General features: G+C 40.5%; 34 protein-coding genes, 1 tRNA gene and 1 other RNA gene. 3 read left to right on the forward strand and 33 right to left on the reverse strand.

Features of this window, described 5'->3' with window-relative positions; genetic code table 11:
* Positions 1-100: 100 nt before the first annotated feature.
* The 3 genes from H6763_02625 to H6763_02635 all read right to left on the reverse strand — a co-directional run bounded on the left by H6763_02625 (position 101) and on the right by H6763_02635 (position 2,869).
* On the reverse strand, positions 101-1,132 hold the full coding sequence (locus tag H6763_02625; protein ID MCB9803701.1) for a winged helix-turn-helix domain-containing protein: 1,032 nt from the start codon (positions 1,130-1,132) through the stop codon (positions 101-103).
* A 157-nt stretch (positions 1,133-1,289) separates the two neighbouring features.
* Positions 1,290-2,645 (reverse strand): SLC13/DASS family transporter, encoded by a 1,356-nt coding sequence (locus H6763_02630; protein ID MCB9803702.1) that lies wholly within the window; start codon positions 2,643-2,645, stop codon positions 1,290-1,292.
* 149 nt (positions 2,646-2,794) lie between these two features.
* Positions 2,795-2,869 (reverse strand) — tRNA-Glu (locus tag H6763_02635).
* A 187-nt stretch (positions 2,870-3,056) separates the two neighbouring features.
* On the opposite strand from H6763_02635, the gene H6763_02640 reads away from it, so the two are divergent.
* Entirely contained in the window at positions 3,057-3,518 is a 462-nt protein-coding gene (locus H6763_02640) for a GreA/GreB family elongation factor (protein MCB9803703.1), read from the forward strand.
* A 40-nt stretch (positions 3,519-3,558) separates the two neighbouring features.
* Here the strand turns inward: H6763_02640 and H6763_02645 are convergent, their stop codons facing one another.
* The 8 genes from H6763_02645 to queA form a co-directional block, all read right to left on the reverse strand.
* The gene (locus tag H6763_02645; protein ID MCB9803704.1) at positions 3,559-4,266 is read right to left on the reverse strand and encodes a hypothetical protein; all 708 of its coding nucleotides are present in this window, start codon (positions 4,264-4,266) and stop codon (positions 3,559-3,561) included.
* A 9-nt stretch (positions 4,267-4,275) separates the two neighbouring features.
* Entirely contained in the window at positions 4,276-5,073 is a 798-nt protein-coding gene (locus H6763_02650) for a hypothetical protein (GenBank protein MCB9803705.1), read from the reverse strand.
* The gene (locus tag H6763_02655; protein MCB9803706.1) at positions 5,073-6,473 is read right to left on the reverse strand and encodes a hypothetical protein; all 1,401 of its coding nucleotides are present in this window, start codon (positions 6,471-6,473) and stop codon (positions 5,073-5,075) included. Before H6763_02655 ends, H6763_02650 begins: the two co-directional genes overlap by 1 nt.
* Positions 6,474-6,753: 280 nt before the next feature.
* Complete coding sequence (locus H6763_02660) at positions 6,754-7,026, reverse strand: HU family DNA-binding protein (GenBank protein ID MCB9803707.1); 273 nt, start codon at positions 7,024-7,026, stop codon at positions 6,754-6,756.
* Between the two features lie 110 nt (positions 7,027-7,136).
* A complete protein-coding gene (locus H6763_02665) occupies positions 7,137-7,925 on the reverse strand; it encodes a YmdB family metallophosphoesterase (protein MCB9803708.1) in 789 nt (262 codons plus the stop codon).
* Between the two features lie 27 nt (positions 7,926-7,952).
* Positions 7,953-9,485 (reverse strand): ribonuclease Y, encoded by a 1,533-nt coding sequence (gene rny / locus H6763_02670; protein ID MCB9803709.1) that lies wholly within the window; start codon positions 9,483-9,485, stop codon positions 7,953-7,955.
* Between the two features lie 276 nt (positions 9,486-9,761).
* Positions 9,762-10,856, reverse strand: coding sequence for a tRNA guanosine(34) transglycosylase Tgt (gene tgt / locus H6763_02675; protein ID MCB9803710.1), 1,095 nt, complete (start codon positions 10,854-10,856; stop codon positions 9,762-9,764).
* The gene (gene queA / locus H6763_02680; GenBank protein ID MCB9803711.1) at positions 10,853-11,887 is read right to left on the reverse strand and encodes a tRNA preQ1(34) S-adenosylmethionine ribosyltransferase-isomerase QueA; all 1,035 of its coding nucleotides are present in this window, start codon (positions 11,885-11,887) and stop codon (positions 10,853-10,855) included. The genes tgt and queA overlap by 4 nt, the downstream gene beginning before the upstream one ends.
* A gap of 41 nt (positions 11,888-11,928) precedes the next feature.
* Between queA and fmt the strand changes: the two genes are divergently transcribed.
* Complete coding sequence (gene fmt / locus H6763_02685; protein ID MCB9803712.1) at positions 11,929-12,861, forward strand: methionyl-tRNA formyltransferase; 933 nt, start codon at positions 11,929-11,931, stop codon at positions 12,859-12,861.
* 12 nt (positions 12,862-12,873) lie between these two features.
* On the opposite strand, the gene rnpB is transcribed toward fmt, so the two are convergent.
* Positions 12,874-13,350, reverse strand: an RNA gene (gene rnpB / locus H6763_02690) — RNase P RNA component class A.
* A gap of 331 nt (positions 13,351-13,681) precedes the next feature.
* Here rnpB and H6763_02695 point away from each other — a divergent pair.
* The gene (locus H6763_02695; protein MCB9803713.1) at positions 13,682-15,058 is read left to right on the forward strand and encodes a hypothetical protein; all 1,377 of its coding nucleotides are present in this window, start codon (positions 13,682-13,684) and stop codon (positions 15,056-15,058) included.
* Here the strand turns inward: H6763_02695 and rpsI are convergent.
* The 21 genes from rpsI to rplN all read right to left on the reverse strand — a co-directional run bounded on the left by rpsI (position 15,055) and on the right by rplN (position 26,196).
* On the reverse strand, positions 15,055-15,453 hold the full coding sequence (gene rpsI / locus H6763_02700) for a 30S ribosomal protein S9 (protein ID MCB9803714.1): 399 nt from the start codon (positions 15,451-15,453) through the stop codon (positions 15,055-15,057). The genes H6763_02695 and rpsI overlap by 4 nt on opposite strands.
* Positions 15,454-15,456: 3 nt before the next feature.
* Positions 15,457-15,894 (reverse strand): 50S ribosomal protein L13, encoded by a 438-nt coding sequence (gene rplM / locus H6763_02705; GenBank protein MCB9803715.1) that lies wholly within the window; start codon positions 15,892-15,894, stop codon positions 15,457-15,459.
* A 24-nt stretch (positions 15,895-15,918) separates the two neighbouring features.
* Entirely contained in the window at positions 15,919-16,482 is a 564-nt protein-coding gene (locus H6763_02710) for a hypothetical protein (GenBank protein ID MCB9803716.1), read from the reverse strand.
* Positions 16,483-16,487: 5 nt separating this feature from the next.
* The gene (locus H6763_02715) at positions 16,488-17,459 is read right to left on the reverse strand and encodes a DNA-directed RNA polymerase subunit alpha (GenBank protein ID MCB9803717.1); all 972 of its coding nucleotides are present in this window, start codon (positions 17,457-17,459) and stop codon (positions 16,488-16,490) included.
* Positions 17,460-17,478: 19 nt separating this feature from the next.
* A complete protein-coding gene (rpsD, locus tag H6763_02720; GenBank protein ID MCB9803718.1) occupies positions 17,479-18,090 on the reverse strand; it encodes a 30S ribosomal protein S4 in 612 nt (203 codons plus the stop codon).
* Positions 18,091-18,113: 23 nt separating this feature from the next.
* Positions 18,114-18,494, reverse strand: coding sequence for a 30S ribosomal protein S11 (gene rpsK, locus H6763_02725; protein ID MCB9803719.1), 381 nt, complete (start codon positions 18,492-18,494; stop codon positions 18,114-18,116).
* Between the two features lie 27 nt (positions 18,495-18,521).
* A complete protein-coding gene (gene rpsM, locus H6763_02730) occupies positions 18,522-18,905 on the reverse strand; it encodes a 30S ribosomal protein S13 (protein MCB9803720.1) in 384 nt (127 codons plus the stop codon).
* A gap of 18 nt (positions 18,906-18,923) precedes the next feature.
* On the reverse strand, positions 18,924-19,040 hold the full coding sequence (gene rpmJ / locus H6763_02735; protein MCB9803721.1) for a 50S ribosomal protein L36: 117 nt from the start codon (positions 19,038-19,040) through the stop codon (positions 18,924-18,926).
* A 7-nt stretch (positions 19,041-19,047) separates the two neighbouring features.
* Complete coding sequence (gene infA / locus H6763_02740) at positions 19,048-19,281, reverse strand: translation initiation factor IF-1 (GenBank protein ID MCB9803722.1); 234 nt, start codon at positions 19,279-19,281, stop codon at positions 19,048-19,050.
* 78 nt (positions 19,282-19,359) lie between these two features.
* On the reverse strand, positions 19,360-20,103 hold the full coding sequence (gene map, locus H6763_02745) for a type I methionyl aminopeptidase (GenBank protein ID MCB9803723.1): 744 nt from the start codon (positions 20,101-20,103) through the stop codon (positions 19,360-19,362).
* The gene (locus H6763_02750; protein ID MCB9803724.1) at positions 20,096-20,773 is read right to left on the reverse strand and encodes a nucleoside monophosphate kinase; all 678 of its coding nucleotides are present in this window, start codon (positions 20,771-20,773) and stop codon (positions 20,096-20,098) included. Before H6763_02750 ends, map begins: the two co-directional genes overlap by 8 nt.
* Entirely contained in the window at positions 20,757-22,028 is a 1,272-nt protein-coding gene (secY, locus tag H6763_02755) for a preprotein translocase subunit SecY (protein ID MCB9803725.1), read from the reverse strand. The genes H6763_02750 and secY overlap by 17 nt, the downstream gene beginning before the upstream one ends.
* Before the next feature lie 32 nt (positions 22,029-22,060).
* The gene (gene rplO / locus H6763_02760; protein MCB9803726.1) at positions 22,061-22,504 is read right to left on the reverse strand and encodes a 50S ribosomal protein L15; all 444 of its coding nucleotides are present in this window, start codon (positions 22,502-22,504) and stop codon (positions 22,061-22,063) included.
* A gap of 19 nt (positions 22,505-22,523) precedes the next feature.
* A complete protein-coding gene (gene rpsE / locus H6763_02765; protein ID MCB9803727.1) occupies positions 22,524-23,327 on the reverse strand; it encodes a 30S ribosomal protein S5 in 804 nt (267 codons plus the stop codon).
* Between the two features lie 20 nt (positions 23,328-23,347).
* On the reverse strand, positions 23,348-23,677 hold the full coding sequence (locus tag H6763_02770) for a 50S ribosomal protein L18 (protein MCB9803728.1): 330 nt from the start codon (positions 23,675-23,677) through the stop codon (positions 23,348-23,350).
* Positions 23,678-23,698: 21 nt separating this feature from the next.
* On the reverse strand, positions 23,699-24,238 hold the full coding sequence (rplF, locus tag H6763_02775; protein MCB9803729.1) for a 50S ribosomal protein L6: 540 nt from the start codon (positions 24,236-24,238) through the stop codon (positions 23,699-23,701).
* A gap of 2 nt (positions 24,239-24,240) precedes the next feature.
* Positions 24,241-24,624, reverse strand: coding sequence for a 30S ribosomal protein S8 (gene rpsH, locus H6763_02780; GenBank protein MCB9803730.1), 384 nt, complete (start codon positions 24,622-24,624; stop codon positions 24,241-24,243).
* Between the two features lie 16 nt (positions 24,625-24,640).
* The gene (locus H6763_02785) at positions 24,641-24,835 is read right to left on the reverse strand and encodes a type Z 30S ribosomal protein S14 (protein ID MCB9803731.1); all 195 of its coding nucleotides are present in this window, start codon (positions 24,833-24,835) and stop codon (positions 24,641-24,643) included.
* A complete protein-coding gene (gene rplE / locus H6763_02790) occupies positions 24,819-25,373 on the reverse strand; it encodes a 50S ribosomal protein L5 (protein MCB9803732.1) in 555 nt (184 codons plus the stop codon). Before rplE ends, H6763_02785 begins: the two co-directional genes overlap by 17 nt.
* 8 nt (positions 25,374-25,381) lie before the next feature.
* Positions 25,382-25,831, reverse strand: coding sequence for a 50S ribosomal protein L24 (rplX, locus tag H6763_02795; protein ID MCB9803733.1), 450 nt, complete (start codon positions 25,829-25,831; stop codon positions 25,382-25,384).
* Positions 25,828-26,196, reverse strand: a complete 369-nt coding sequence (rplN, locus tag H6763_02800; protein ID MCB9803734.1) for a 50S ribosomal protein L14 — start codon at positions 26,194-26,196, stop codon at positions 25,828-25,830. The genes rplX and rplN overlap by 4 nt, the downstream gene beginning before the upstream one ends.

A 26,196-nucleotide genomic window follows, 5' to 3' on the forward strand; every position in this document is an offset into this window, starting at 1 on the left:
GAGATTTTCACACCCCCGTAGGATATGTGTAATATAGCAGTCAGATGCCAAATGATTCTTGACATAATTTGACGGTTCTCAACCTGGGTTTGACACACTTCTAATTCATCAGTAGATATCCGGTACCTCTATCCGTATAGATCATACTACTAGTAGCTCCGTTATGTTCTAATTTCTTTCGCAGTCTTTCTACATTCTTATTCACAGACTGCAAACTGAATTCCTCAGCTTCATCACATCTAACAGTTTCCCACAGATCAAGATAGCTGACGGTACGGTTACTACTTCTGATAAGACACTTCATCAAGGATGCCTGTTTAGCTGAGAGACCTACCAATTTACCCTCTTTGTACAAGATACTTCCTTCAGGATCACACCTAAATAAACGACCGTTATTCCTTATCCCTAGTCGTTCTCTAAAATTGATACTCTGTTTGATCTGATATGAGGTAGGTTTCTTACATAGCCATTTAATATATTTGTCAGAATCGACATCCAATATATCGGCGAGTTCTGTTTCATTCAACATCCAATCCACGATAGTTTGAGAATCATGCCATACACCTTCATACTGACCGTAGACTTTAGGTCGGGTCAAAGCCATCGCTATCATTTTTGCAATATACCATGGCTCATTATCAATCCTATAAAAGATCCTGATCTTCTTATGACCATTGAAGATCCGTTGATAGGATCCTGCAGGACCATGAGTTGTGGGATGAATATCTATCTGATCTAGTTCAATATGAATCTTGGGGAACAATTCCTGAAACTTCCGAAAAAATCCATCCTGGATCTGACCCCATTTCTTTTCTCGATGAGTGTAATCTAGCTCCGTGACCATTTGATCTCGCATAAGTTGCTCAATATCTTTCCGCATGGGGTATTCAAGGGTTCGTAGATTATAGTCCCCAAAATTTTTCACCTTTCTCCAAAATCCCGGAATCCTCAAATAGTTCAGATCAGGAAGGGAAACGATCCTAAACCCGTTGAATTTGGTTTCTTTTGTATGTGGGATCACGATGAATCCATTTATCTTGTAAAATCCCCTGGAAAGATTGGCTGCTGTATGTAGCAACCGGATTGCTTCGGTACGTTGGTTGTAGATCCAATTGACCTTGCATCTGTTCATACTATAGGGATTATACAACGCTGCAATTACATATACAAGATATATATACAGATATATATCTACCATTATCATACAGAAGAAATAGCTGCACCGAAGGCTTATTCCTCTAACTTAGGAAGTATCTACAAAGGGAACTTATCGAGAGGATCCAGAATTATCACCAGAGCAAGGCGATCAGTGCAGGGATAGTGATCACAAATATTGTCAGGATCAATCCAGTTCTCACCATATCTAATGTTCGAATATATCCCGATGAATATGCAATAGCTGAAGGCGGTGTCCCTACAGGTAGTATAAAATCCAATGAAACACCTATTGTGGTCAAAAGTACTAACACAGTTGGGTCTAAACCTAAACGAGTTGCTAGTGGAATGACCACAGGGATCATAACGACTGCAGCTCCGGTATTGGATGCTACGACTGTAAATGCGATCCCAATAAGCAAGAGCAGTATATAAAATGGAAGTACCGGAAATTGCGAGAGAAAACCACCGATCCCGGATGCAATATACTCATTGACTCCTGTACTTCCCACTGCTTCGCCTAAAGTTAATCCTCCTCCGAACAGCAAAAGCGTTTCCCAATTCAATTTGTTCAGATCCTGAGTATTTAAGAACCCAATACCAAACAGGACAATAATTGGAATGGTAGCGATAAGATAAGATGATAATCCAACATATGAGCCAAATAGCCAAAACATCATAGTAACCAAAGCCAAGACCAGAACAAATTTACCAGATCTGGAGATCTTTGCATTATCCTCGTGAGGATGAAGCTCTTTCTCTTTGGTACGATACAGAGATCTGATAACAACAAATATCACAAGTAAAATGACTACTGTGATAGGGATCATATAAACCATCCATTCACTGAAAGTGATCTGTCTGACATTGAAATCTTGAAGATATTTCACAGCTAATGCATTTGGTGGGCTTCCAATTATCGTACCAAGTCCGCCAGTAGTTGCAGCATAAGCTATAGCTAATGGAAATGCCTTATACAAAGGGTCCTTCTCTGATATATCGCTTTTTTTCAATATCGATATTGAGATCGGGAGTAGTAGTGCAGCTGCGGCTGTATTTGACATCCACATAGATAGTATCGCTGCTATTACCATCAAACCGAACATTACCTTATACGGATCTCTACCAAACAGGCGAAGACTCTTTCGTGCAATAAATTCGTCGACCCCATATTTGATGAATGCCGTTGATAATACGAATCCACCCATGAAAAGTACGATTATCGGATCAAAGAAAGGGTTGAAGGCTTCTTTTGGAGTTAACCCACCAAAGAATATAAGTACAAAGGCGATAATGAATGATGTGACATATAGTGGCACAACCTCTGTCAACCAGAATATACCGGCAATAATAAAGGTTGCCAAAACGACCCGTTGTGAGGCGACTAGCTCTTTAGGAAGATAGTACACCAACATTGATAAAACCACAGTAAGTGTGATCACCCATAACTGCTTTTTGAGGGTCTTTTTATCTGGACCGTGATCTTCCATGATCGAGGAGATAAGTTACGCCATGAACATATTATACCCAGATATTTTCTGATACAAGTTTTTCACAGAATACGCTGAACATCTTATCCAACAATTTGGATGGTGGTACCATACGCGTAGGAGAAGATCTGAAAAACAAATAGTGGGGTTGGTACCGCCACGGGGAATCGAACCCCGATTGCATGGTTGAGAACCATGTGTCCTAACCGTTAGACGATGGCGGCATCTCTGACGCGAGATTTTACCATAATTTCTGTTAGAGAACAGTATAACATCATATGTCGAAATCCCCCAGTTCTAGAGTACACTTAGCTTGTTGAGTTGGAAAAGTTTTTCGTATAGAATACTCCTCTGTGTTTAATAAAGTACGAACTTCACAGATTAGAACAATAACATGATGGACTAAAGATAATGCCTGAATCAACACATACGATGACCCAGAAAGGCTTAGACGAATTGAAGGTAGAACTTGATCACCGTATCAATGTCAAAAGAGAAGAATTAAGGTCTATCGTAGAAGACTCCATTCAAAAAGGAGATATCAGTGAGAATGAAGCCTATGAGCTCGCTCTTGAGGAGACAGAGTCTAATGAGATGCGGATCGCAGAGCTAGAGAGAGTTATTGGAAATGCTGTTATAGCTACAGATACAGGTATTCACACCGTATCAATAGGTAATACTGTATCAGTAAGAAGCAGTTCTGGAGATTTGGAAATCCAGATCGTGGGTCAAGCAGAGGCAAATCCACTAGATAATAAGATCAGTGATGCAACACCATTGGGGCAATCATTGATCGGAAAGAAAAAGGGTGATAAGGTGACGATCAGCCTTCCAAAAGGTGATGTTGAATATGAGATACTGAATATCTCTTGAACCATACGCTTTTGATATCTTCTGCTGTAATATTAAGTCGTTATGGGTGTACAAAAGTTCCTGATTCTAAAACGCTCGAAAGAGATGGTTGTTCATCAATAGTGCTTCCTCCTGAAACAAAGAACGAGATCCCTTTCTGCGAGGCGAACCGTGCCGCTAAAACACCAATTGGTATGTTCTGTCCTGGTCTATGAGTAATATTACCTGCAGTCAATCCAAAGGTTCTGAAATAATCCTCCCAAGTGATGTCTTTTATGATCGTTGCTGTAGGGTCTTTAGATGGGTCAGCAGTATATATGTGATCGATATTTGATAGCTTATGTACTTTCTTGATACCCAATATATGTGCTAGGACGACACTATCCATATCTGTACTCCACCCTTCTTTGAATCCGCCTGTGACGACATATTTCGGGCCATCATCCACCACCATCTCTAATGCTTGACCCAAAGTTTTCGGAACCATGATACTGTCTTCCCCCAGTAGAGAACGGAGTATCTCAGCATTCGTATTTGTGATCGCCATTCCAACTCGATGTTGTGAGTTCTCTGTAGACATGAATGGTCTCACCTGACCCACGAGGTGTCGTGATAGTTTTCCCCCACCTACAATTATTACTATTCTAGAATAATCTTTTTTCGCCTCTTTGAACCATGCCTGAAATTTATTGAGAAATTCAAGATTCAAAGACAAAGAAAGATCATACAATAATGAACCTCCCAACTTTAAAATGATTTTGTCTTGCATCTGCCAGGTTTAGAAACTTAATAAGATCATCAAGGCCATAAGTGAAAAGAGTACTGGTCGTATGAATTCACCTAACCTTCTTTCACCAGATAACCGTATACCCCAAACTGATACTATCGTATAGAAAACCGTGGACATATACAACGGATAGCTGATCGCACTGTAATTAACAAAATATAAAGCAGATAGTAGGAGGGTTCCTATGGAGGCTAATAATATGTATGTACCATTCCTGTTCAATTGCTTATTCAAGATCAACTGATGCAATAATAAGAACGATCCTACTACCACAGTTCCGGCGATTCGTTGTTGACTATTTGTTCCGATAAGAACAAACCCGCTTACACCCACATAAAATAAAACAAGATCTACAAACTGGTATGCTATGCGGGTACCGACCTCCACAGAGAACACTCGTCGATAAGAAGATCGAATATTGATAAGCAGGATATACATAGTTATTGAAGCTACTAGTAGAAGTAACTGTTTGAGCATCATATTCACAGAACTATAGAGATATAAACATATAGCAATATAGAAGATCGTCGGAGTAAAGAAATATGCAGAAAACCTTCTTTTTAGATCTATCCAGAGCAGTACCTCACTATGTTCAGAGATCACTTTCCCTCCAAAATTCGAGTAGTTTGAAACCATCCATGTTGCTAGTAATGAAAAACCTATCATAGCAAAGATGATAAAAAGCCAACCAAGTCCGATGACCTGAGGGATCACCATCATCTCGAACACCACAAAAAGGATTATAGAATAGAACATCTCCCTTTTGTAGTTATTTATAGTTCTTAACATCAGTTGATCACCCCACTTAACTCAACTAATGTGCCGACCATCACCAAGAATACAAAAAGTGCCATAGTTAAAAGATAATTCCCATGCTGGTTGGACATCCTATGCTTCTTGTAATAAAACACCTGAACCAATAACAAGAGAAGTAAAAAGATCGCAACACCAAGATTTACTTTGCCTTTCAGACTCATTGTCGTCAAGTTTGAGATCATCGAATCAAAGAACGATGTAGTCGATACAGGCAGAACTGAACCAACACCAAGTAACATATCACCAGAGACCTCAGACTCAGTTGTATTTCCATACTGATCTGAAAGTATCAAAACTTGTCCATCCTGATCGACATTATCTACCACTGATCGTGGTAGATAGGCCATATATGATCCATCGCTGTCTTTTGCGAAACCGTAAGTCTCACTACCGACTGTTAAAAAGACTTCTGCAGAGGGGTCATCAGTATACACCCTGACTTCTGCATGATTATTATCGATCTTTACCGCGATCCTGCCACCTACTAGTGTTGGAGCTTTCGAATCAATAATAAATTTTAGTTCGTCTGTTATGCCTGTATCCCCTCCCTCAACATCCTCTAATACCGCTACAACCGATTGCTCACCCTCTGACCAATCCGAACCCTTATCGATACTCCAACTACTCGAAGAGCTCTCAGATGTTCCCACAATATCATCGCCACGCCTGAGAGTTACCGTGTATTGACCTAATGACCCGACATATCCATCAACAGTACCTTCTACATCGATTGATGGATCAGTAATAACCTCTCCATCTGTTGGTCTAACTATACTGATGCTCTTGATCTGGCCTGTTTCGCTATCTGGGAGTGGTGTCTCGATCTCAGGGGCAGGATCTGGTTGTGAAGGTAGTTCTGGTACTGTGTCTGCTACCGGAGCAACAGGTGTTGGTGCCGGAGTTGGTGCTGGTGCTGAAACTGTTGTAGAACCAAACATCTGTACAACCAGTACTACACTCTCCCCCTGTAATGTACCCTCAACAGTAGCCACTCCGATATCCTTATAATTCTCATTTATGATGTTTGCCCGATGTGTAGGACTTGCCATCCATGCTTGATGTACACCTTCAGCTGTCACAAACCCCTTAGCTAAGTTCTCCCCAGCAAACACATATCCGTATCCTGCACCTGAAATAAACTGCCAGGGGCTTTCACCATTCGGACCAAAATGATCCCAATAGTCTTTTGATAACATATCTTGAGCTTTTGCCTGTGCTGCCGCAGATAATCTCGCATCCGTCTTAAGTGTCGATAATCCCTGATTTGTTCTCTCACTATTTGTTAGGGCAATGATGTTGGAAGGATTGATACTGCTAGCAAAAACCCTTGATGAGGCACCAGGTATCAATATATCTATAAATAGATTGAACATCAGCAAAGCGATGGTTAATACCGAAAGAAAACCCTTGCGCATAAGAACAGGGTAATACTGGTTCTTTTTTGTTGGAATAATGAGTTGAGTTATCACAGGCAGTTATATTTTGAATTCTAGATCCAGTTTAAAGGAAAAGTTGATAGGTGGCAATTGATGAAATGATGTCTTGCTTGAAAAAAGTTATCAGGACCTTGCCTTATACATGCTTTTTCAAACTTGTATAAGTCAAGGCCCTGATCTCATGTACTCTGCAGTGTGCAGAGTGATGCCGGCAGTATTACTTCACAGCTTCCTTCAAACCCTTTCCTGCTTTGAAAGCGGGAACTTTGGTTGCGGGAAGTTGTATTTTAGCCTTAGTCTGGGGATTGATCCCGACTCTTGCGGCTCTATGTCGAACTTCAAATCTTCCGAAACCGGTCAGAAGAACAGAATCTCCCTTTGCGAGAGCGCCTGTGACAGCCTCGAGCATTGCATCGATAGCTTCACCTGCCTGCTTTTTGGTCAATCCGACTTTGTCGGCAACGACCTGTTGTAGATCTCTTCTTAGCATGCCTTGGTCCTCCTTTCTTCTGAGATAGAGCGTGGAAAGCTTATATTAATGCTTTTCCTCACACTAGCTTAAAATATAAGATTTTTAGGGGCTTGTCAAGAACTGCGTACCTATAGGATTTTATTTATACGCCTTATTGCAACAGCCTTTCTTGAAGTTTCGATGTCGATTAGTACAGCATCAAACCTTAATGGGCCATCTTCTTCTATTTCGAACCGTGGTGAGTAAGGGAACATATTTTGTTGGAATATCACGTCTTTTTTAACCCAGAGGACAGAATCCATCGGACCAGCCATACCAACATCAGTGATATATGCGGTACCCTTTTCTAGTATCCTTTCATCAGCAGTTGGAATATGAGTATGAGTTCCTACTAAAGCGCTTATGCGTCCATCAAAATAAAAGCCGGCCGATAGTTTTTCAGATGTAGACTCTGCATGAAAATCCACTAAGATCCCTGCATAACTATCGATGTCGATATTATCCAGAAGATCATTTAAAGCCCTAAACGGTTCTGACAGGGTGCGTTCATTCATGAACGCTATACCCATAGCAGAAATGACTAGAAAACGACCTTTTTTGCCGAGATCGATCTCACCATACCCTTTCCCTGGAAGATCTGCCGGATAATTGAGCGGTCTGATCACTGGTAACTCACCTGAGAGAACATCGTGAAATTCATTGTTTCGCCAGATATGGTTTCCCGCTGTAAAGAAGTCCACACCACTACCCATCAGTTCTCTGACTGTTTCAACAGTTGCGCCCCTTCCGTGTGCCACATTTTCTGTATTTGTGATCACTAGGTCTATCTCAAGCTCTTTACGCAATTTTGACAGGAAGTGGGCGACTGCACGTCGCCCTGGCTTCCCACTGACATCACCAATAAAAAGGAGTCTTATCATTAACGACAACCTTTCAATTCAAATTTACATTGCAGTTTCTTGAACCCTATATTCTCGGATCACTGTGACCTGCACTGTACCCGGATATGTTTGGGTTTCCTGGATCTTTGCCGCAATATCCTTTGCTAGCACCGCTGCCTCAGCATCGTCATAGCTCTTAGGTTTGACGATAACTCTGACCTCTCGTCCTGCATGAATAGCATACACATCATCGATCTTATCTTTTGCAAGATCCTTAGCAACATTCTCGATCCCTTCAACTCTCTTGATGTACTGCTCATAGCTATCTTTTCGAGCCCCTGGTCTTGCACCAGAGATAGCATCTGCCAGATATACGACCATCGCTTCGATCGATTGTGGTTCGATATCCAAATGGTGAGCTTCGATAGCATTCACCAATTTATCAGGCAAACCATACTTTCGTGCGATCTGCCCAGAGATGTGATGATGTGCACCCTCAACTTTGTGAGTTAGGACTTTACCTACATCATGGAGTAGACAGGCTTTCTTCACCAGATCTACATCTGCATTCAGTTCGGATGCTAATGCTGCACCCAAACGCACTACTTCGATCGTGTGTTTCATCAAGCTTTGACCGTAGCTTGTTCTATATTTCATCTTTCCGATCAATTTCAACAACCCAAGATCCATTCCTGGCCATCCAGCCTCATCGGCTAAGATCTGACCATTTTTCTTGATCTCAGTGGCAATCTCATTCTTTGCTTTTCTAACTTCCTCTTCGATAGTACCCGGATGTATCCTGCCATCTTTGATCAGCTTGTCCATAGCTACTTTTGCTATCTCCCTCCTAAGCGGATCAAAAGATGATAAACCTATCGCATTTGGAGATTCATCTACTATCACATCTACACCTGTGATCTTCTCAAATGCTCTAATGTTTCGGCCATCTTTTCCGATCACCCTACCTTTGACCTTCTCATCTTCAAGTTTGATTGTCGATGTGGTAGTTTCACCAACATAATCAGTCACGATCCTCTGCATACTTTCGATCAGTATCTGCTTGGATCGTTCTTCAGCAACCTCTTCTGATCGTTTCTCAGCTGCACGGATCAGTGATGCCTCATAATTCTTGATATCTTCCTCTACCTCTTTGAGGAGTTTCTGTTTTGCCTCTTCTCTAGTAAGACCGGAGATCTTTTCAAGCTCTTTTTTCAGCTTAGATCTCTCATCTTCTACTATCTGCTTCATTCTTTTATACTTGATCTTCTCCTCTTCAAGTGTCGTAGCCTCCTGTTCGATCATTTTCGAGCGTTGATTTAGGGTCTTTTCCCTCTCCATCAAAAGATTTTCCTGCTCTACAAGTTCTTTTCGAACGGTTTTTGCTCTTTCTTCTGCTCTCTCTCGGATCTCCAATGCTTCTCGTTCTGCTTGCTCCATTTTTTCAGAAGCCCTCTTTTGAACGATAGTTCGAACTTCTTCTTCGGTATAATCCTCAGCCTTTGTGGGCCTACCTTTCTTCATACCGTAGTTGTATGCTCCAACCGCACCAACGGATAACGAAATGAGAACAGTAACGAGTAATGTTACTGGTTCCATATATTACTGTGTAACAAGTTATAACAGTTGTTACTGTATATAGAGGATCTGCCCGTCCGGCGGGTTATTACCCAAAGGGATGAAAAACACTTTTACATCAATGTAATAAGATTTTCGCAAACTCATCAATTGTGACATGATAGGTCATTACAGTTATTTGCATGTTGGTTTTTGATGAATTCCCACTAACCATAAGGGTCAACTTCTTCTATAAACAGATAATCTCCAACCGTATATTATACCATCTATTCAGAAGCAACAGGAGTGTCGAACTGTTCAATTCATGATCCTTAATATATCGGAATGAGAAATATCCATCAGATCTGATATATTCTCATTTATGGCATTTACATATCTCTGGAAAAAGGTCAGGTTGTGAATTGTAGCTAAAGACATTCCAGTTATTTCATTATTTTTTAATAATTGATGGATATACGCCCTAGTATGCTCCTGACAAGCCTCACAGTTACATTTACTATCTATAGGTGATGTATCTGTAGAATACTGAGAATTACCTATCCTAAGGACTCCATCATCAGTATCAGTTGAATATAATGTGCCATGTCTTGCGTTTCGAGTAGGCAGAACAGTATCAAATAGTGTGTAGCCTAATTTTGCACAAGCGAGTATATCCTCTGGTTTCCCCACCCCCATAGCATATTTCAGAGTTCCTTTTGGAGTATTCTCAACAACACATTTCAACTGCTCAACAACAAGTTCGCCCGAATCATCCAAAACATAACCCCCAAAGTTATAACCATCAAAACCGATATCAACGAGGGCATTGGCACACTTCTCTCGCAGATCATTGAAATTTGCTCCTTGAACTACAGAGGTCAGGAACTTCCCTTTTCTCTCAGAACTCGGATATTTCAGATAGTGAGCTTTGCATCTCTCAGCCCACTGTATTGTATTTTTTACTGATACTTCAGCTTCTTCGCGACTTGTCTCTGCTTTTCGGCAATCATCCAGCACCACGAGAATGTCAGTTCCCAATTTCATTTGTATATCTATACTTTTTTCAGGAGTTAACTCATATGTTGTACCATCCCTGGGGGATTTGAAAGTCGCGCCATCATGATGTATCTTTCCTTCCCACTTTTTTGTATGAAGAAGTGAAAACACCTGAAATCCTCCAGAATCTGACAGTATAAGACCTGGCCAATTCATGAACTTATGGACACCCCCTAATTGGGCTACAGTATCGGCACCAGGACTGATGAGCATATGCAAGGTATTGACTACGATATGACTTGTACCAGTTGCATGCAATTGCTCTGATGTTAATCCTCTAACAACGCCACGAGTGGCATCTGGCATAAATGTCACCACTCCATGTAGATCTGTTGGTGTTGGTCTTCTATTATTCATATTATCAGCATTGAATCTCCATAACTTAGGAACTTATACCTCTCCCGGACAGCCTCCTCATAAGCCTTCATCATCAGTTCATAACCCATAAAACTAGACACTAGTGCTAATAGGCTGGTTTTTGGTGCATGAAAATTTGTTACAAGAACATCTACTATCTTCCATACATAACCTGGATAGATATATATATCTGTTTCTCCTGTATACGGCTCTATCTTTCGGGTCACCGGATCCGTGGCACTTTCGACAACCCTCGTTACCGTAGTTCCAAAAGCCCACAACCGTCCACCTCGCGTCTTTAGATCATTGATAGTGTCACATGTAGTTGGCTCTATTCGTATCTTTTCTGTATGGATATGATGTTCCTCGATATTGTCACTCCTAATTGGTGCAAATGTTCCCCATCCGACATCTAACTGGACTTTTTCTACATAAGCACCCTTCTTCTTAACCTTTTTTAAGATATCGTCTGTAAGGTTCAAACTTGCAGTAGGAGCTGCCGCCGAATGTCCTCTCTCTGAAAAAACCGTGTTGTACCGCTCTAGATCTGTAGCGACATCATCTCGTTTGATATATGGTGGTAGCGGAACATGACCATACTTATCAAAAAGATCTTCGGGAGAACCAATTTCGATCTGTGCGATCCAGATAGGTTGTTCGGGGATCTGCTCTTTCAAGACGAGTAGGTTTTTCGTGGGATCATTTACATATAGCCTCATACCTTTATGGGCATTTCGACCTCCGATCAGCAGTTCCCACTCATTCTTACCCAACTGTTTATTAAAAAGAACCTCAAAAGTTCGATCGTTGGCTTGATCTTTCATATATACCCGAGCTTTAGGTACATGAGTTCGATTTAGTACGATCATATCGTTCTTTTGGATGTATTTTGGAATATCTGCATAACTCCCATGTTCGATCGATCCTGTAGTTCGATCCACTATCAAAAGACGAGATGAGCCCCTCTTCGCAGGGGGATCGTAGACAATCAGTTCAGCAGGTAGGTTGTAATTTAATTTCTCTGTTCGCATCTGGATGATTTTAGCAAAAATAGCGTATAATCAGTATCATTATGATAAGAACATTATTTCTAGGGTCAAATTGGGAGGCTCTCGCCACTTTCAGAACCTTGATCGATGACGATAGGTTTGAGATCGTTGGTTTGATAACACAACCTGACAAGCCAATCGGTAGGAAAAAGATCATCGAACCGACTGAGATCAAAAAATTCGCTCAAGCGAATCATATCAAGGTTTTTCATACTGAAAATGAGAAGAAGAACTATCTCCAAGCATTGGATATATTCAAACCAGACCTTGTTGTTTGCAAATCTTTTGGAGAGCTAATACCTGAAGAATTCATAAATTACCCTAAATATTCCACAATAAACGTACACTACTCACTACTTCCAAAATTTCGCGGAGCTGTGCCAATCCAAAAAGCGATCTTAGAGGGGGAACAGGTTACAGGTATAACTTATGTTGAAATGGTCAAAGAACTTGATGCAGGGGGAATTCTAAAACAATTCAAAGAACCTATCAAAAGTGACGACACAAATCAATCATTACGAGAGCGCTTAGTTAAGATTACAACTGAAACTATCGGTGATATTTTAGAAAGTTGGGTAAATGGTGAGATCATTACAACACCACAAAATGACGCTGAGGCCACTTACTGTTGGCAGAAAGATATTTCAAAAGATAATGCGTTTGTTGATCTGACAAAAGATGATCCGATCCTAGCTGAGAGGATGATTAGAGCTCTTGTACCATGGCCGGTAGCATGGACAGATCATAATGGTAGTAGGCTAAAGATCTTCAAAGCTCATATTTTAGAAATTAAGCTTGATATTTCTCCTGGAGAATTCAAACTTTATGAAGGGTCTCTAATTGTTGGGAGTACGGTTCAAGACAAGGTACTACGACTTGAAGAGGTACAGCCAGAAGGGAAGAAAGTCATGAAAGGCGATGAATATGCTAGGGGGCAACATATTTTGCGTGTTTGAACTTTTTTGAGTAGTGCAAGTATCCCATAAGCCGGATCCTGTTTATGTGGTCATCTATCTAAGCGGTTCTGACCTTGCTTCAGGTGGGGGTTACCACGCACTTGCTTATTGCTAAGCGAGCCGGTGGTCTCTTACACCACCATTTCACCCTTACCCCCGCTAACTTATAGTGTCGAGTGTATCCAATGCTTGTAGTTCGATTTACATTACGCTCTTCTCCCTGACTTGAGACCCTATTTCTCAGTTCGTTCCGGGTCAGCTTTTGGGAGTTTCTGCGACAAACTATGCGTTTCTATTTGCGATCTAAAGTGCGATTTTACCTGCAATTCGGCTCTATAGGTTAGCGGGGGCGGTATAACTTTCTGTTGCCCTTTTCTCCGAAAGATCACTCCCTCCCAGCTCACACTGGCACCTACCCTTTAACGATGGGCCATCATGAAGTCCGGACTTTCCTCTAGGTTTGACCCTAGCGACCACTTGAGATACTTGCCCTTGATTATATCATTGTCGAGAGATTTTATGCGATAGAGCAACTTTCAGACAGGAGGTGCGGATCTAAAGGCGGATCTAAAGGCGGATCTAACGGTCGAGGACATTGAAACCGCGTACTGATAACAATATTAAACCCAAACTCTGATCATTATTTCAGATCGGGATAGCTCGAGTTGTACGATCTGTGTTTTTAAACAGGCTGTTTATGGATCAAACTAAGAGATCTATTACTGTTATCAGTACAAGATCACCACGCATCTCATCAAGTATTTGATAATTAACATCATATTCAGGAGTAATTAATACTTCCTAGATATGATCTTGGACAATGTATCATGAGATCCGAAGCATAATTCGTCATAGAGGAGAACTAACTGATGTAGCTATTCAGTGTGGGATCTCTAGGGGGATCCCGATGATCAAGATGTACGGCTCAATTAGTCGAGAATACTCAAGATATCGGGAATTACTGCCCTATACCTTCGCACAGGTCGGAAGGAAGCTACCCCAGCGGAAGATCCATATCAATTATTCATCTGATAGCAGTGGTATACAGACCCGAGATCTTGATCTACCAACAGCACTATCTATTTATTCAGCAATAAATGCATATGAACAGAGAGACCTGTATGCTATAGGTGAACTCTCCATGGACGGGAAGATCTCGCCTTCAGATGAAACAGGTGCATTACTTTACATTCTGGATAGCCGATCGGACTTGCGAAAAGCCTCAGTCTATGGAGCTAACCTGATCATCTCAGCAGAAACCTTATTTCCGAATGTAGAATATATTCAGACCCCAACTTTACTCCACTGTATACGGAATTTAGAAGGAGATATTGATGAATCGAACCAGCGCGGTCAGACAGTTCTGAAAAATTCGCCTAATTCGGCAATTGTGGAAAGTTCGGATCTGCCACACTTTCTGGCAATCGCATTGGGATTGAATTGTGTTGTGATCGATGAAGATAATTATGCAACCCTACCATCAGCGACAGCGAGATCAGCTCATCAGAACGAGGGCGTGTACTCACTTGAGCTAAAAAGGCTCACCAAGGCTATCGGACGCTACCTAGAGCCGATATGTTACGACGGAGCTATGATCAATGGTATTACTGGTATTACCCATTTACAGAACCTTCTAGAGCTTTCTAAGAGAACTGGTTCTGGCTGTGCACTATATCTCAATCTGACATTAACTGATATCAAAGATCAAAAGATACAAGAGCAAGTGATCAAGTTACTTTCTATCCGAACAGGTGTGATCGTGAGTATCCCAAGATGTCCGTGTGGATGTAGCAAGAGTTGCTCCTGTTCGACAACCGACAGATTAAAACACAAAACTTTCGTTAAAGGTCTTTATGAATCCGTGAGAATAGTTCTCAGGAATTCTGACATAGGGAGGATCACTCCTCCAAGTTGTTGGTTTGAGGGGGGTAAGAAGAGATTAATGTGGAAAAGTGGGGCCGAAGCACTTTATAGCAACACAGAAAACTCAAATCTAAACATAATCAGTAGTGAAGGAGTAAAGAAAACAGCAAATCACAAGAATATACCTCCAGAATTGATCCTAGATACAACAGATCACAAAGGACAAAGTACGTTTCTCAAGTACTTCTCTAAAGCAGATTATCTAGATGAGGAAATGAAAGCGACACTCAGAAGAGTGTCGCGAACAAGTCTAGAAAACATTGAGCTCTTTTAACGTTTGGAGAATTGTGGTTTCTTTCGAGCTTTTCTTCGGTTATATTTCTTTCTCTCAACCATCCTTGGGTCTCGTGTCACTAATCCTTTCTTTCGAAGATCAGGTTTGAGAGTCTCATCCATTTCGATCAGCGCTCTTGCGATACCCAATCTTACTGCTTCTCTCTGACCTGTAATACCACCACCTACAACATGAGCTGTAAAATACATCTCTTTTTCCTTACCTGAGATGGCTAAAGGAGAGATAACATCTGCATATTCTCCTCGTGCATCAAAGTACTCTTCCGCGGGGACATCATTTACAACAGAAGCTTTACTTCCTGTGTATATCCTAACCCTCGCTGTGGAGGTTTTTCTTCTTCCGATTCCTTCAAAATATCTCTCAGCCACGTTCATTCATTATGATAACTTATATTCTACTGGCTTCTGTGCTGAATGCTTATGATCACTGGTAGGGTACACAAACAATCTCGTCATCATTCCTGAGCGAAGTTTATTGTTTGGTAGCATGTTCTTTACTGCATTCTCGATCACAAATTCACTTTTCTTCTGTATCTGCTTATCAAAAGTAATAGTCTTTGCTCCTCCTGGATACCCACTATGTCTAAAGTATGTTTTCTGAGTAGCCTTATTACCAGTCACCTTAACCTTATCACTATTGATCACGATCACATAGTCACCACAGTCCAGATTAGGTACTTTGTTGACTTTGCCTTTACCGATAAGTAAAGAAGCGATCACTGTTGATACTCTTCCTAAAACCTGGTCGGAAGCATCGACTAAATGCCATTTTCTTTCAATATCTGTCGGTTTTACCCAGGTTGTGTTTTGTTTCATCTAATTAATAGTAATATATTACAATTATATTCCGGATCGGCTTCTTGCTCGCTCTTTTCCAACAAATCTGTTCTTTAGATTCTTTGCTAGACTTTTCGCTTTATCACTCTCTCTTTCCTCTTTTGCTTCTCGTAATTCAACAGCATCCTCATCTTGGACTGGAGGTTTTTTATCCTTCGTATCCTGTTTCAAAGGTGTCTTTTGAACAACACTCTTCTGAGTCTTTATATCCTTCTTGACCTTTGAAGAGAATCCTTGAAGGGATACCCTCGATACCTCAGCATTGTCTCCATCTCTAAATCCAACCTTAACGATCTTGACCTTTGGAGATGACTTGAGATATTCGACCATCTTGTTTGCTGAGCTATCATCACCTAATAGGGTCAAAAGTTCATATTTCCTTACCTTCTCTGCCTTTGAGTTCAGATCGTTCAAGTACGACTCTACATTAGCTTTTAAAACTTTTGCTTTTGGAGTAGTTGTCGTCACCTTACCATAGGTTAAGATAGATCTTACCTGATTCTTGATCAAAGATCTTCGATGCGACACCTTCCTACCTAATTTTCTTCTTCCTGCTAGCTTATACATCTGTATTACTCTGATTTAATTTCAATATTATACTGACCTAGTAGATCCAAAACTTCACTAAGAGATTTGTTACCGAAACCTGGTAGATTTAATAGGTCTGTAGTAGTTGCATTTGATACATCTGCGATAGTTTCAAAACCCCCGGCTAGAAGTCCTGACTTTGATCTCTTTGATATTGGAAGATCTTCAACCCTCCAAGAGAGAACTTCTTCATTCACCGAATCTCCGCTACCTTCTGCAACAACTTCCTGTACCTCTCGAGCCTGTTCGGCTAACTCCTCAACTTCTCTTACAGGAACACCTAGTGCAGCCATAACCTTACCTGCAAAATCTTGTAGGATCTTTGCAGAACTTAGTAGTGCATCTTGTGGTGTGACACTTCCATCAGTTGTGACAGTAATGTGGACAGCATCAAGATCGGTAGCTTGACCCTTACGAGCATTGACTACTTCAAAACTTACTTTCTTGACCGGAGAAAAATCAGCATCGACAGGGATCATACCCATTTCGGTTCTATGATCCTCATCAGCAGGTCTATATCCGATACCTTTTTCGATGGTCAATTCTAGTTTTAGTGCAGATGTCTTACTAGTTAGAGTTGCTATGTGCATATCTGGATTTGTTACCTCAACAGGACCAGAGATCTGTACATCAGCACCAGTAACCTCCCTTTGACCTGTAACATCGATCATACAAACCTGAGGGTCATCGGACTCTAACCTAAAACGCAATCCCTTTAGATTCAAAAGAACTTCAACAACATCTTCCTTCATACCTTCGATTGTTGTGTATTCGTGATCTACACCATGAACCTTAACAGCTGTTATTGCAGCTCCTGAGAGGCTAGAAAGTAGGATCCTTCTTAGCGAGTTGGCCAATGTATGACCATACCCCCTAGGAAGTGGAGTGATCTCATATTCACCAACTACACCTTCTTCTCTGATTGCTTTAACTTTTAGATCTTTGAAATCTATCATTCTTATATAATTCTTAAGCTTATCTAGAATAGAACTCAATAATAAGGTTCTCCTTGATCCCTGGATCAATATCCTCTCGGGATGGAAGCCCAATTACTTTACCTCTCTGTGTTTGAGACTCTAACCAAGGAGGAGTTGTTATCAACTTCTCACTAGGAACAAGCGTAGGTTTACTGACCTCTACCTCATCACCTATCTTTACATTGTGAGAAGGGATGTTTAAGGTCGCACCATTCACTCTTACATGCTTGTGAGTCACAAATTGTCTCGCTGCAGACCTTGATGGTGCCAATCCTAATAGGTAGATGACATTATCAAGTCGTGTTTCTAGTAAGGAAAGTAGCTCTAATCCTTTATCTGAATTATTTACCTTAGATCGTCTATCTGCTTCCTTATACATATTTTTGAATTGCCTTTCTCGTACACCATACATTCTTTTTACTTTCTGCTTCTCTCGAAGTTGTAGTCCGTAGTTAGATAACCGCACTCTTCGTTTATTTCCATGTTGTCCAGGTGGATAAGGCTTCCTAGCGACAGCGTTCTTATCCGAATAGGATCTTGAACCCTTTAGAAATAGATTAACGCCTTCTCTTCTACTTAGTTTGCCTTTTGGTCCTGTATATCGTCCCATTTATCAATATTTTGAAATAATTATTATTTTCTAGGTTGCTTTCTTGGTCTACAGCCGTTGTGAGGGATAGGGGTTCTGTCAGTGAGCATCGTCACTTTCAAACCTGCAGAATCTAAACCTTTCACCGCTGCATTCCTGCCAGTACCTGCTCCGGCAATATATACCTTCACTTCTTTTAACCCATATTTCTTCATAGCTGCCAAAGCTGCTTCTTTAGCTGCTTTTGTAGCTGCAAAGGCTGTACTTCGCTTCGAACCAGAGAATCCGACTGCTCGTGGACTACCCTGAACCAAAGTTGCACCTTCTTGATCTGTTATCGTGATGATCGTGTTATTGAATGTAGCCTGAATATAAGCATTCCCAGACTGTACATTTCTTTTCTTTGATTTGGTCTTCTCAGCCATCTAATTATCCTACTAAATTACAATTAATTAGGTCTTGGTTATCTTCCGCTTCAACCCACCGACCGCTTGTGATTTACCCTTCCTTGTCCTTGCATTCACTCGTGTTCTTTGACCCCGAACAGGCAAACCCAGCTTGTGTCTTACACCTCTGTACGATCGGATATCCTTCAATCTCTTAATATTTCTAAAAACCTTCTGTCTCAACTCACCCTCAACCTCATAATTATCTTCAATATATTTTCGTAATTCGTTAAGCTCTTTTTCAGAAAGATCTGACATAATCTTATCAGGATCGATCCCAAGATCAGAAAGGATCTGAGTAGCTATAGAATCTCCAATCCCATGGACATAAGTTATGGATATACTAACTTTCTTATTTTCAGGGATCTCTATGTTGGCGACTCTAGCCATTGATCTTTAATAATAATATTATCCTTGCCTTTGCTTATGCTTTGGCTCTCTTTTGCAGTAAACATACACTCGACCTTTACGTCGAACTATATAACAGTGCCTGCACCTGGTTTTTACAGACGATTTTACTTTCATTATCCTACTATTTATATCTATAAACGATACGTCCCTGATTTGGGTCGTAAGGAGTCATCTCGACCTTGACCTTATCACCTTCAAGAATTCGGATGTAGTACATCCGCATCTTTCCGGAAAGGTAGCCAGTGACTACATGCTTCCTACCATTTACCTCTATCTCTACTAAGAATTTAGTATCAGGCAGGCATTCCTTCACTACGCCGTCGATCTCTACTACTTGTTTACTTGCCTGGGACATTATGTCCAATTTATACTAAAATCTTAAGCTTTCCTTAAAAATCCATCGGATTATAACAAAGGATCTATACATATGCAATTACCATGATGTCAGAATTTTTGGCTTCTGATCAACAACAATTGTATGCTCGAAAAGTGCTGAGAGCATACCATCTTCCGTATAGCTTGTCCAGCCATCATCTATAGAAATAAAGATGTCTGGTAGACCCTGATTTACGATAGCCTCTATAGCTAAGGTTTGGCCTCGGTATAACTCCTGTCCTTTACCTTTTCGCCCATAGCCAGGCACATATGGTTCCTCGTGTAGATCGTACCCTATTCCATGTCCAACCATTTCTTTTACAACTGAATATCCATTCTTCTCAACAATTTCCTGCATAGCATGACCGATATCACCGACATGATTTCCCGGCTTTGCATTAGCTATCCCTGCCAAGGTAGCATCTTTGACAACATTAACGAATTTCTTTATCTCATCTGAAACTTCACCGATAATTACGGTATACGATGTGTCACTGTAGACATCCTTATACTTGATACCAAAATCTACACTGAGAACATCCCCATCCTCAAGGACATAATCATCAGGTATTCCGTGAACCACTACATCATTAACACCAGTACATAACGTAGCAGGGAAACCTTCATATCCTTTGAATGCTGGGATCACTTTATTATCAATACATAACTGCTCTGCATACTGATCTAGTTCGATCAAAGATACTCCTACGGAAACTTTGGAAAGTACATTTCTGAGGATCTCAGAACAGATCACTCCTGCTTCCTCCATCTTCACGATCTTTTCTGGGTCATACTTACGCATATTTTTGCAACTCCTTCAGTAAATTTTCATGAATTACCTCAATCGAAGGTGTTGCGTCGATCTCAAGCAGGATACCTCTGCTACGATAGGTATCTAATATTGGTTTTAGATCGTCATTATACCATTCCAAGCGTTTTGCTATAGCATCAGGATTGTCATCCTCTCGTTTGACAAGAGGTGTTCCATCATTATCACAAAAACCTTCTTTTTTCTCTTTTTTGTATAGTGAATGGTATGTAGTACCACATTTTTCACAGTAGGTTCGCAGAGACATCCTCTCGATAGCTGCTGATTCTGTAAGTTTGAAATGTACAAAAAGATCTAAGGTTCGGTCGAACTTCTGAACAAGTTTATCAAAAAGATCGATCTGTGTTTCTTTTCGGACAGGTGATACAAAGAACCATGGTTTTTTGGGGTCAAGCCTAGGTAACCACTCCTCAAAGATCAAATATACATCTTCATCAGAAGCTAGCTTGCCAACCCTGGTATTCTCATAGGCGCTAAGTGCTCTGGGATGACCTTCTTTTTTTAATATCTCCATTAAGCTACTAAACCCTATCCTTTCATAATCGATCGTTCTTTCAAGGAGATCCAATTGCGTATCTTTCCCTGAACCTGATGGCCCATGAAAAATTGCAGTTCTGAGTGTTTTTTTAGAGGTATCTATCATAACTTCGTACAACGATCATTGATTCGATCTGACGTTTGATCTCAAGTACTGTACCAATAATGATCAGTAGACCAGTTCCTGACATTATCGTTGCAGATAATATACCTGTCTGAACAAGCACATTTGGGAGGATTGCAAGTGTAGCTAAAAATACTCCCCCTACTGCAGTTAATCGGAATGATGATTTCCTCAAGAAAGATGCAGTTTGTTTACCAGGCCTGATACCGGGGATGAAAGCTCCTTGTTTCTGCAAATTCTCAGCTAACTCATCCGCGTTGAAAACAACTGTCACATAGAAGAATGAAAATGCTATTACCAGGAGGAATGTTGCTATATCTACCGTAAGTGGGTTAGAAAGATATCGTATGATATCAGATGAGATCTCAGTCAATTTGGTATTGAAATCCCTACTCACTAGGAATTGTGCTATCAATTGTGGGAAACTTATCAATGAAACGGCAAAGATCACTGGCATCACACCAAATTGTGTAAGCTTGATAGGGACATAATTATCTTGCACACCAGTAGCCCTAACTCTGCGTGAGTACATTACCTTTATTCGTCTCTCTCCTTGTGTGAGGAAAATAGTTATTGCAAAGATCGCCAAAAGGATAAACACAAACCATATCATCTGTAACGTATCAGCTGTTCTGATATTGTTAGAAACAATGCTTGGTAGAGAAGCGAGAATTCCTATAGCTATGAGGTAGGATGATCCTTGCCCTATACCTTTATCTGTAACAAGTTCGCCCATCCACATCATCAGTAGTGCGCCTCCTGTGAGAGCACTAACCATGGTAATGAGTTCCAAAGTTTGTAGTTCTCCGACCAATCCGAAGCCTCTAAGAGTTGAGTATATAACGAATGATTGAAGGATTGCGAAAGGAACTGTGAGATACCGTGTGTACATACTAATGATCCTTCGACCCTGTGAACCTTCCTTCCGAAGTTCTTCTAGTTTGGGGATAACGGTTCCTAGAAGTTGGAGGATGATAGAAGCATTGATATATGGTCCTAATCCGATAGCTACAATTGATGCAGTCTCAAGCACTCCACCAGAGACCGTTGATATTGTATCTCCGATACCACCTAATTGACCAAATAACTGTGAAAGACTTTCACGATCTATACCAACAACAGGTACAGCAGCAAGCAATCTGAAAATTACCAATATAATGACGATAAAGTAGACCCTCTGTCGGATCTCAGGTGTAGAGTAGGCTGCTTTGATTGATTGGATAGAGTCCTTTAACATTTACTTGATAACAATTTGATAAAGATATGATACTACTTGACCTGACCTTTGGCATCCAATATCTTCTTTTTTGCTGATTCAGATACCAGAAGTCCTTCTACAACAACTTTTTTCTTGATCGAACCTAATCCAAGAACTTTGACATTCTCTTTAGATTTTTTGATCAAACCCTTCTCCCGAAGTGTATCTAAACTGACGGTATCGCCATCACTAAAATACTCTTCAATGGTATGAACATTTATCACCTGATTCTCGATCCTATACGGCTTATTAAATCCTCTGTATTTAGGCATTCTTCTAAAGAATGGTGTATTCCCTCCTTCAAACATTACCATTGATTTGTGTCCTGATCGCGACTTCTGTCCTTTAACACCACGACCAACTGTATGACCTCCTTTTGTAGAACCGTATCCACGACCTACTCTTTTCTTAGGCATTACTCGATTTTTTCTTTTTGGTAGGTTCTGTAATTTCATAAGTATTGTTTAAGAAATATTACTCACTTTTTGATTCTGATGTAGATCCGGTATTCTTAACCTCTGAAGTTGGCTCGACTGGTTTTTCTGCTGTAGTGGGTTTCTCGACAGGTTTCTCAGCTGGTGCGGGCTTCTCTACTGGTTTCTCAACCTTAACTTCCTTAGTCTCAGCTCTTGGACCGGAGTTTCTTCTTGAGTTATCTCCTCGGCCTCTGTTGCCCCCACCTTTTCTACCACCACCTCGTCGATTACCCTTTCCTTCTCCTTTATCCTGTTCTTTGTTCTTCTTTCTTAATAATTCTTCTCGAGCTTTTCTCTCTTTATCCAATTGCTCCTTGAGGTTCAACCTGTCTTTCATATTGTGCATTCTCTCAAGAACTCTTTTACTTCTCAGTTCTGTTAGTGCTTCAAATGTACAGTAAGCATTTGCTACTAGGTCACTAGATCCCATGATCTTGCCATATACATTGTCTACTCCACACATTTCGAGGACAGTCCTGACGGAGGATCCTGCGATCACCCCTGTACCTGGTCGTGCAGGTCTCAACATGACCTTAGCAGCACCCTTCTTTTGAACTATCTCATGAGGGATAGTGTCACCAACTACTTGTATTTTTCGTGCATTCTTTTCTGCTTTTTTGATAGCTTTCTCGACAGCGGATCTAGTATCGGTACCTCTACCTAGTGCTACTCCCACAGTTCCATTCCTATCACCAACAACAACCATCGCGCTGAAGCGAAGTCTTTTACCTCCAGCTGTGACCTTGGCCACTCTTCTGATAGATACTGTCTGTGATTCGTATTTGCTCTCTCTTCTTCTCATTAGTTACTTTTATTAGATAATTACATTTGTATCCCAGATTCTCTCACTCCATCGGCAACAGCCTGTACTCTTCCGTGATAAACATATCCACTTCGATCAAATACAGCTGTTGTAACCTTCTTCTTTTTTAACTCTTTTCCGATCTCGATACCGATCTCCTTAGCTCTCTTAAGATCCTTAGAGGTTCGCTTTGACATCAACACCTTACCGGTTACATCATCAGCTACTCCAACCAGAAGATATTTGTTGCTTTTATAAACAAAGATCCTTGGTCTCTCTGAAGTTCCCGAAAGCTTCTTCCTGATATATTTTTTTCTTCTTATTCTTCTGACTTCTTTCTTATGTGCCATAACGGTTACGTATTGATATTACTACTTCACAACTGCCTTCGCACTCTTCTGTCTAACATATTCTCCCTCATATCTGATACCCTTTCCTTTATAGGGTTCCGGTTTTCTATATTCTCTTATTCGTGCTGCGACCTCTCCTACCTTCTGTTTATTATGACCTTTGACTACGATTGTTGTTTCATCAGGCACCTCAAAGGTAATGTTTTCTGGTGCAGGAAAAATAATCGGGTGATTCCATCCTAAGGACATTGATAATCCAGTACCCTCTGTTTTTACCCTGTATCCTACTCCATGTATCTTTAATGTCTTTTGGAAACCGTCCTTTGCGCCAATAATTGCACTATCTATAAGGCTTCTGACTGTTCCATGTAGTGATCTTGTTAACTTTGTTTCATCGGTTCTATCTACTGTAATAGTATCACCATCGATATGAATATTGATACCTTGAGGAATGTAAACGATATTCTCCCCTAAAGGACCTTTAACGATAAGTTCATCAGCAGAAACTTCTACTGATACACCTTCTATAATTTTTATTGGTTGTATTCCGATCCTAGACATCTTTACCAAATATTACAAATATATTCTCCACCGACACCTTTTGACTTTGCCATTGCTCCTGTCATCAAACCATCAGAGGTACTGATGATCGATATCCCTCTACCATTCATGATGGGTATGATCTGCTTTGAACTGACATACATTCTCTGACCTGGTGTACTGACCTTAATAAAGTGCCTTACAACAGGATCTCCCGCTTCATTATATGTAGGATTAACGATGATCGTATCTCCCTCCACTTTAAAATCATCAATAAAACCTTCGTGTTTCAAGATCTCAACGATCGATAGAACCATCTTACTATTTAGTAATTCTATCTCATCAGCTCCACGCTGAATCCCATTGTTCATTCTTGCTAAACTGTCCGCGACTATGTCATTTACCATAATAGTTTCAATAATATTACCAAATAGCTTTCTTTACACCTGGGATCTGCCCTTCATGTGCCATCTGTCTGAAGCATATCCTGCATAAACCGAATTCTCTGATATAACCCCTAGATCTACCGCAAACCATGCATCTATTGTAAGCTTTTGTCGAGTGCTTCTGTTTTAACTGATATCTTCTCTGTTGTACGACCTTAGACTTTTTTGCCATCTTTCTTAAAAGGGAATCCGAATTTATCCAATAACAGCTTTGCATCCTTATCATCCTGAGCTGACGTAACTATAGTAACCTGCAAACTCCTTAATTTCTGTACTTTATTTGGGTCGATCTCTGGGAATACTGTATGCTCTTCGATACCTAATGAGTAATTTCCAGACCCATCAAAAGCTTTATATGATACACCTCTAAAGTCTTTTGTTCTAGGGAAAACAACATTTACTAGTTTATCAAAGAATTCCCACATCTTTTCCCCTCTAAGTGTTGTATATACTCCAATATCCATTCCCTCTCGCAATTTGAATGTTGATACTGCTTTCTTTGACTTTGAAACAACAGCTTTCTGACCAGTTATCAACTCTATGATCTCAACAACCTCTTCAATAGCAGAACTGTTCGTAGTTGCTTCACCAACACCCGAATTAACAACTATCTTTCGTAGGGTAGGGACTTCCATAACATTCCTATATCCACCCTCTTTGAGTAGTTCTACCTTTATTTCTTTTTCATAGATTTCTTTTAATCTTGCCATACTACTTTTTATTTATCTTTTGTTTCTGACTTTTCTTTTTTGACCTCTACTTTTTTAGTATCTTTTGCTACCTCTTTCACATCTTCTTTTTTAGTATTCTGTGTTGATTTGGGTTTAACTGCTTTTTCGTTTCCTTTACTGACTGGCTTTGTATCAACAGGCTTACCAGTTCGTACAGAGATCCTTTCCTTCCCTCTACCATTTGTTGACATCTTGACCCTTGTTGCCTTACCACTCTCAGGATCAACCAACATAACCTTTGATACAGGAAGAGGCTTAAGAACAGTTGCAATCTCTGCTACTCTACCCCGTCCATCTCCCTTTACACTTTTCTTGAACTCATTGATCCCTTCCACTACAACCTTCATATCCTTTCTAAAAACACGAACCACTTTTCCGGTCCTCCCAGAATCTTTCCCGTAAAGTATTTTTACTGTATCACCTTTCCTTATTTTCATAATACTTCTGGCGCTCTAGATAATATCTTGTCAAATTTCTTTTCTTTTAATTCTCTTGCTACAGGTCCAAATACTCTAGTTCCCAAAGGTGCTTTCTTAGCATCAATTAGGACACATGCATTATCATCAAACCTAATATACGAACCATCAGATCTCTTTGTTTCTTTAGCAGTCCTGATCACTACAGCTTTAAATACCTGGTGAGCCTTGATATTACCATTTGGTAATACATCTTGGATAGCTACAGTTATGACATCTCCAACTCGTGCCCACCTTCTTCTTGAAGCACCTGGGATGCCGATAACCTTAGCCTTTTTGGCTCCGCTATTATCTGCAACAATTAATACGCTTTCTGTCTGTACCAT

The sequence above is a fragment of the Candidatus Nomurabacteria bacterium genome (assembly GCA_020632395.1).
GTDB lineage: Bacteria > Patescibacteriota > Dojkabacteria > SC72 > JAHDCA01 > JACKFQ01.

Excerpts from the sequence above, each read along its gene's own strand:
- H6763_02625 (MCB9803701.1), bottom strand. The coding sequence starts at position 1,132 with ATGAACAGATGCAAGGTCAATTGGATCTACAACCAACGTACCGAAGCA.
- H6763_02630 (MCB9803702.1), bottom strand. The coding sequence starts at position 2,645 with ATGGAAGATCACGGTCCAGATAAAAAGACCCTCAAAAAGCAGTTATGG.
- H6763_02640 (MCB9803703.1), top strand. The coding sequence starts at position 3,057 with ATGCCTGAATCAACACATACGATGACCCAGAAAGGCTTAGACGAATTG.
- H6763_02645 (MCB9803704.1), bottom strand. The coding sequence starts at position 4,266 with ATGCAAGACAAAATCATTTTAAAGTTGGGAGGTTCATTATTGTATGAT.
- H6763_02650 (MCB9803705.1), bottom strand. The coding sequence starts at position 5,073 with ATGTTAAGAACTATAAATAACTACAAAAGGGAGATGTTCTATTCTATA.
- H6763_02655 (MCB9803706.1), bottom strand. The coding sequence starts at position 6,473 with ATGTTCAATCTATTTATAGATATATTGATACCTGGTGCCTCATCAAGG.
- H6763_02660 (MCB9803707.1), bottom strand. The coding sequence starts at position 7,026 with ATGCTAAGAAGAGATCTACAACAGGTCGTTGCCGACAAAGTCGGATTG.
- rny (MCB9803709.1), bottom strand. The coding sequence starts at position 9,485 with ATGGAACCAGTAACATTACTCGTTACTGTTCTCATTTCGTTATCCGTT.
- tgt (MCB9803710.1), bottom strand. The coding sequence starts at position 10,856 with ATGAATAATAGAAGACCAACACCAACAGATCTACATGGAGTGGTGACA.
- queA (MCB9803711.1), bottom strand. The coding sequence starts at position 11,887 with ATGCGAACAGAGAAATTAAATTACAACCTACCTGCTGAACTGATTGTC.
- fmt (MCB9803712.1), top strand. The coding sequence starts at position 11,929 with ATGATAAGAACATTATTTCTAGGGTCAAATTGGGAGGCTCTCGCCACT.
- H6763_02695 (MCB9803713.1), top strand. The coding sequence starts at position 13,682 with ATGTATCATGAGATCCGAAGCATAATTCGTCATAGAGGAGAACTAACT.
- rpsI (MCB9803714.1), bottom strand. The coding sequence starts at position 15,453 with ATGAACGTGGCTGAGAGATATTTTGAAGGAATCGGAAGAAGAAAAACC.
- rplM (MCB9803715.1), bottom strand. The coding sequence starts at position 15,894 with ATGAAACAAAACACAACCTGGGTAAAACCGACAGATATTGAAAGAAAA.
- H6763_02710 (MCB9803716.1), bottom strand. The coding sequence starts at position 16,482 with ATGTATAAGCTAGCAGGAAGAAGAAAATTAGGTAGGAAGGTGTCGCAT.
- H6763_02715 (MCB9803717.1), bottom strand. The coding sequence starts at position 17,459 with ATGATAGATTTCAAAGATCTAAAAGTTAAAGCAATCAGAGAAGAAGGT.
- rpsD (MCB9803718.1), bottom strand. The coding sequence starts at position 18,090 with ATGGGACGATATACAGGACCAAAAGGCAAACTAAGTAGAAGAGAAGGC.
- rpsK (MCB9803719.1), bottom strand. The coding sequence starts at position 18,494 with ATGGCTGAGAAGACCAAATCAAAGAAAAGAAATGTACAGTCTGGGAAT.
- rpsM (MCB9803720.1), bottom strand. The coding sequence starts at position 18,905 with ATGGCTAGAGTCGCCAACATAGAGATCCCTGAAAATAAGAAAGTTAGT.
- rpmJ (MCB9803721.1), bottom strand. The coding sequence starts at position 19,040 with ATGAAAGTAAAATCGTCTGTAAAAACCAGGTGCAGGCACTGTTATATA.
- infA (MCB9803722.1), bottom strand. The coding sequence starts at position 19,281 with ATGTCCCAGGCAAGTAAACAAGTAGTAGAGATCGACGGCGTAGTGAAG.
- map (MCB9803723.1), bottom strand. The coding sequence starts at position 20,103 with ATGCGTAAGTATGACCCAGAAAAGATCGTGAAGATGGAGGAAGCAGGA.
- H6763_02750 (MCB9803724.1), bottom strand. The coding sequence starts at position 20,773 with ATGATAGATACCTCTAAAAAAACACTCAGAACTGCAATTTTTCATGGG.
- secY (MCB9803725.1), bottom strand. The coding sequence starts at position 22,028 with ATGTTAAAGGACTCTATCCAATCAATCAAAGCAGCCTACTCTACACCT.
- rplO (MCB9803726.1), bottom strand. The coding sequence starts at position 22,504 with ATGAAATTACAGAACCTACCAAAAAGAAAAAATCGAGTAATGCCTAAG.
- rpsE (MCB9803727.1), bottom strand. The coding sequence starts at position 23,327 with ATGAGAAGAAGAGAGAGCAAATACGAATCACAGACAGTATCTATCAGA.
- H6763_02770 (MCB9803728.1), bottom strand. The coding sequence starts at position 23,677 with ATGGCACATAAGAAAGAAGTCAGAAGAATAAGAAGAAAAAAATATATC.
- rplF (MCB9803729.1), bottom strand. The coding sequence starts at position 24,238 with ATGTCTAGGATCGGAATACAACCAATAAAAATTATAGAAGGTGTATCA.
- rpsH (MCB9803730.1), bottom strand. The coding sequence starts at position 24,624 with ATGGTAAATGACATAGTCGCGGACAGTTTAGCAAGAATGAACAATGGG.
- H6763_02785 (MCB9803731.1), bottom strand. The coding sequence starts at position 24,835 with ATGGCAAAAAAGTCTAAGGTCGTACAACAGAGAAGATATCAGTTAAAA.
- rplE (MCB9803732.1), bottom strand. The coding sequence starts at position 25,373 with ATGGCAAGATTAAAAGAAATCTATGAAAAAGAAATAAAGGTAGAACTA.
- rplX (MCB9803733.1), bottom strand. The coding sequence starts at position 25,831 with ATGAAAATAAGGAAAGGTGATACAGTAAAAATACTTTACGGGAAAGAT.
- rplN (MCB9803734.1), bottom strand. The coding sequence starts at position 26,196 with ATGGTACAGACAGAAAGCGTATTAATTGTTGCAGATAATAGCGGAGCC.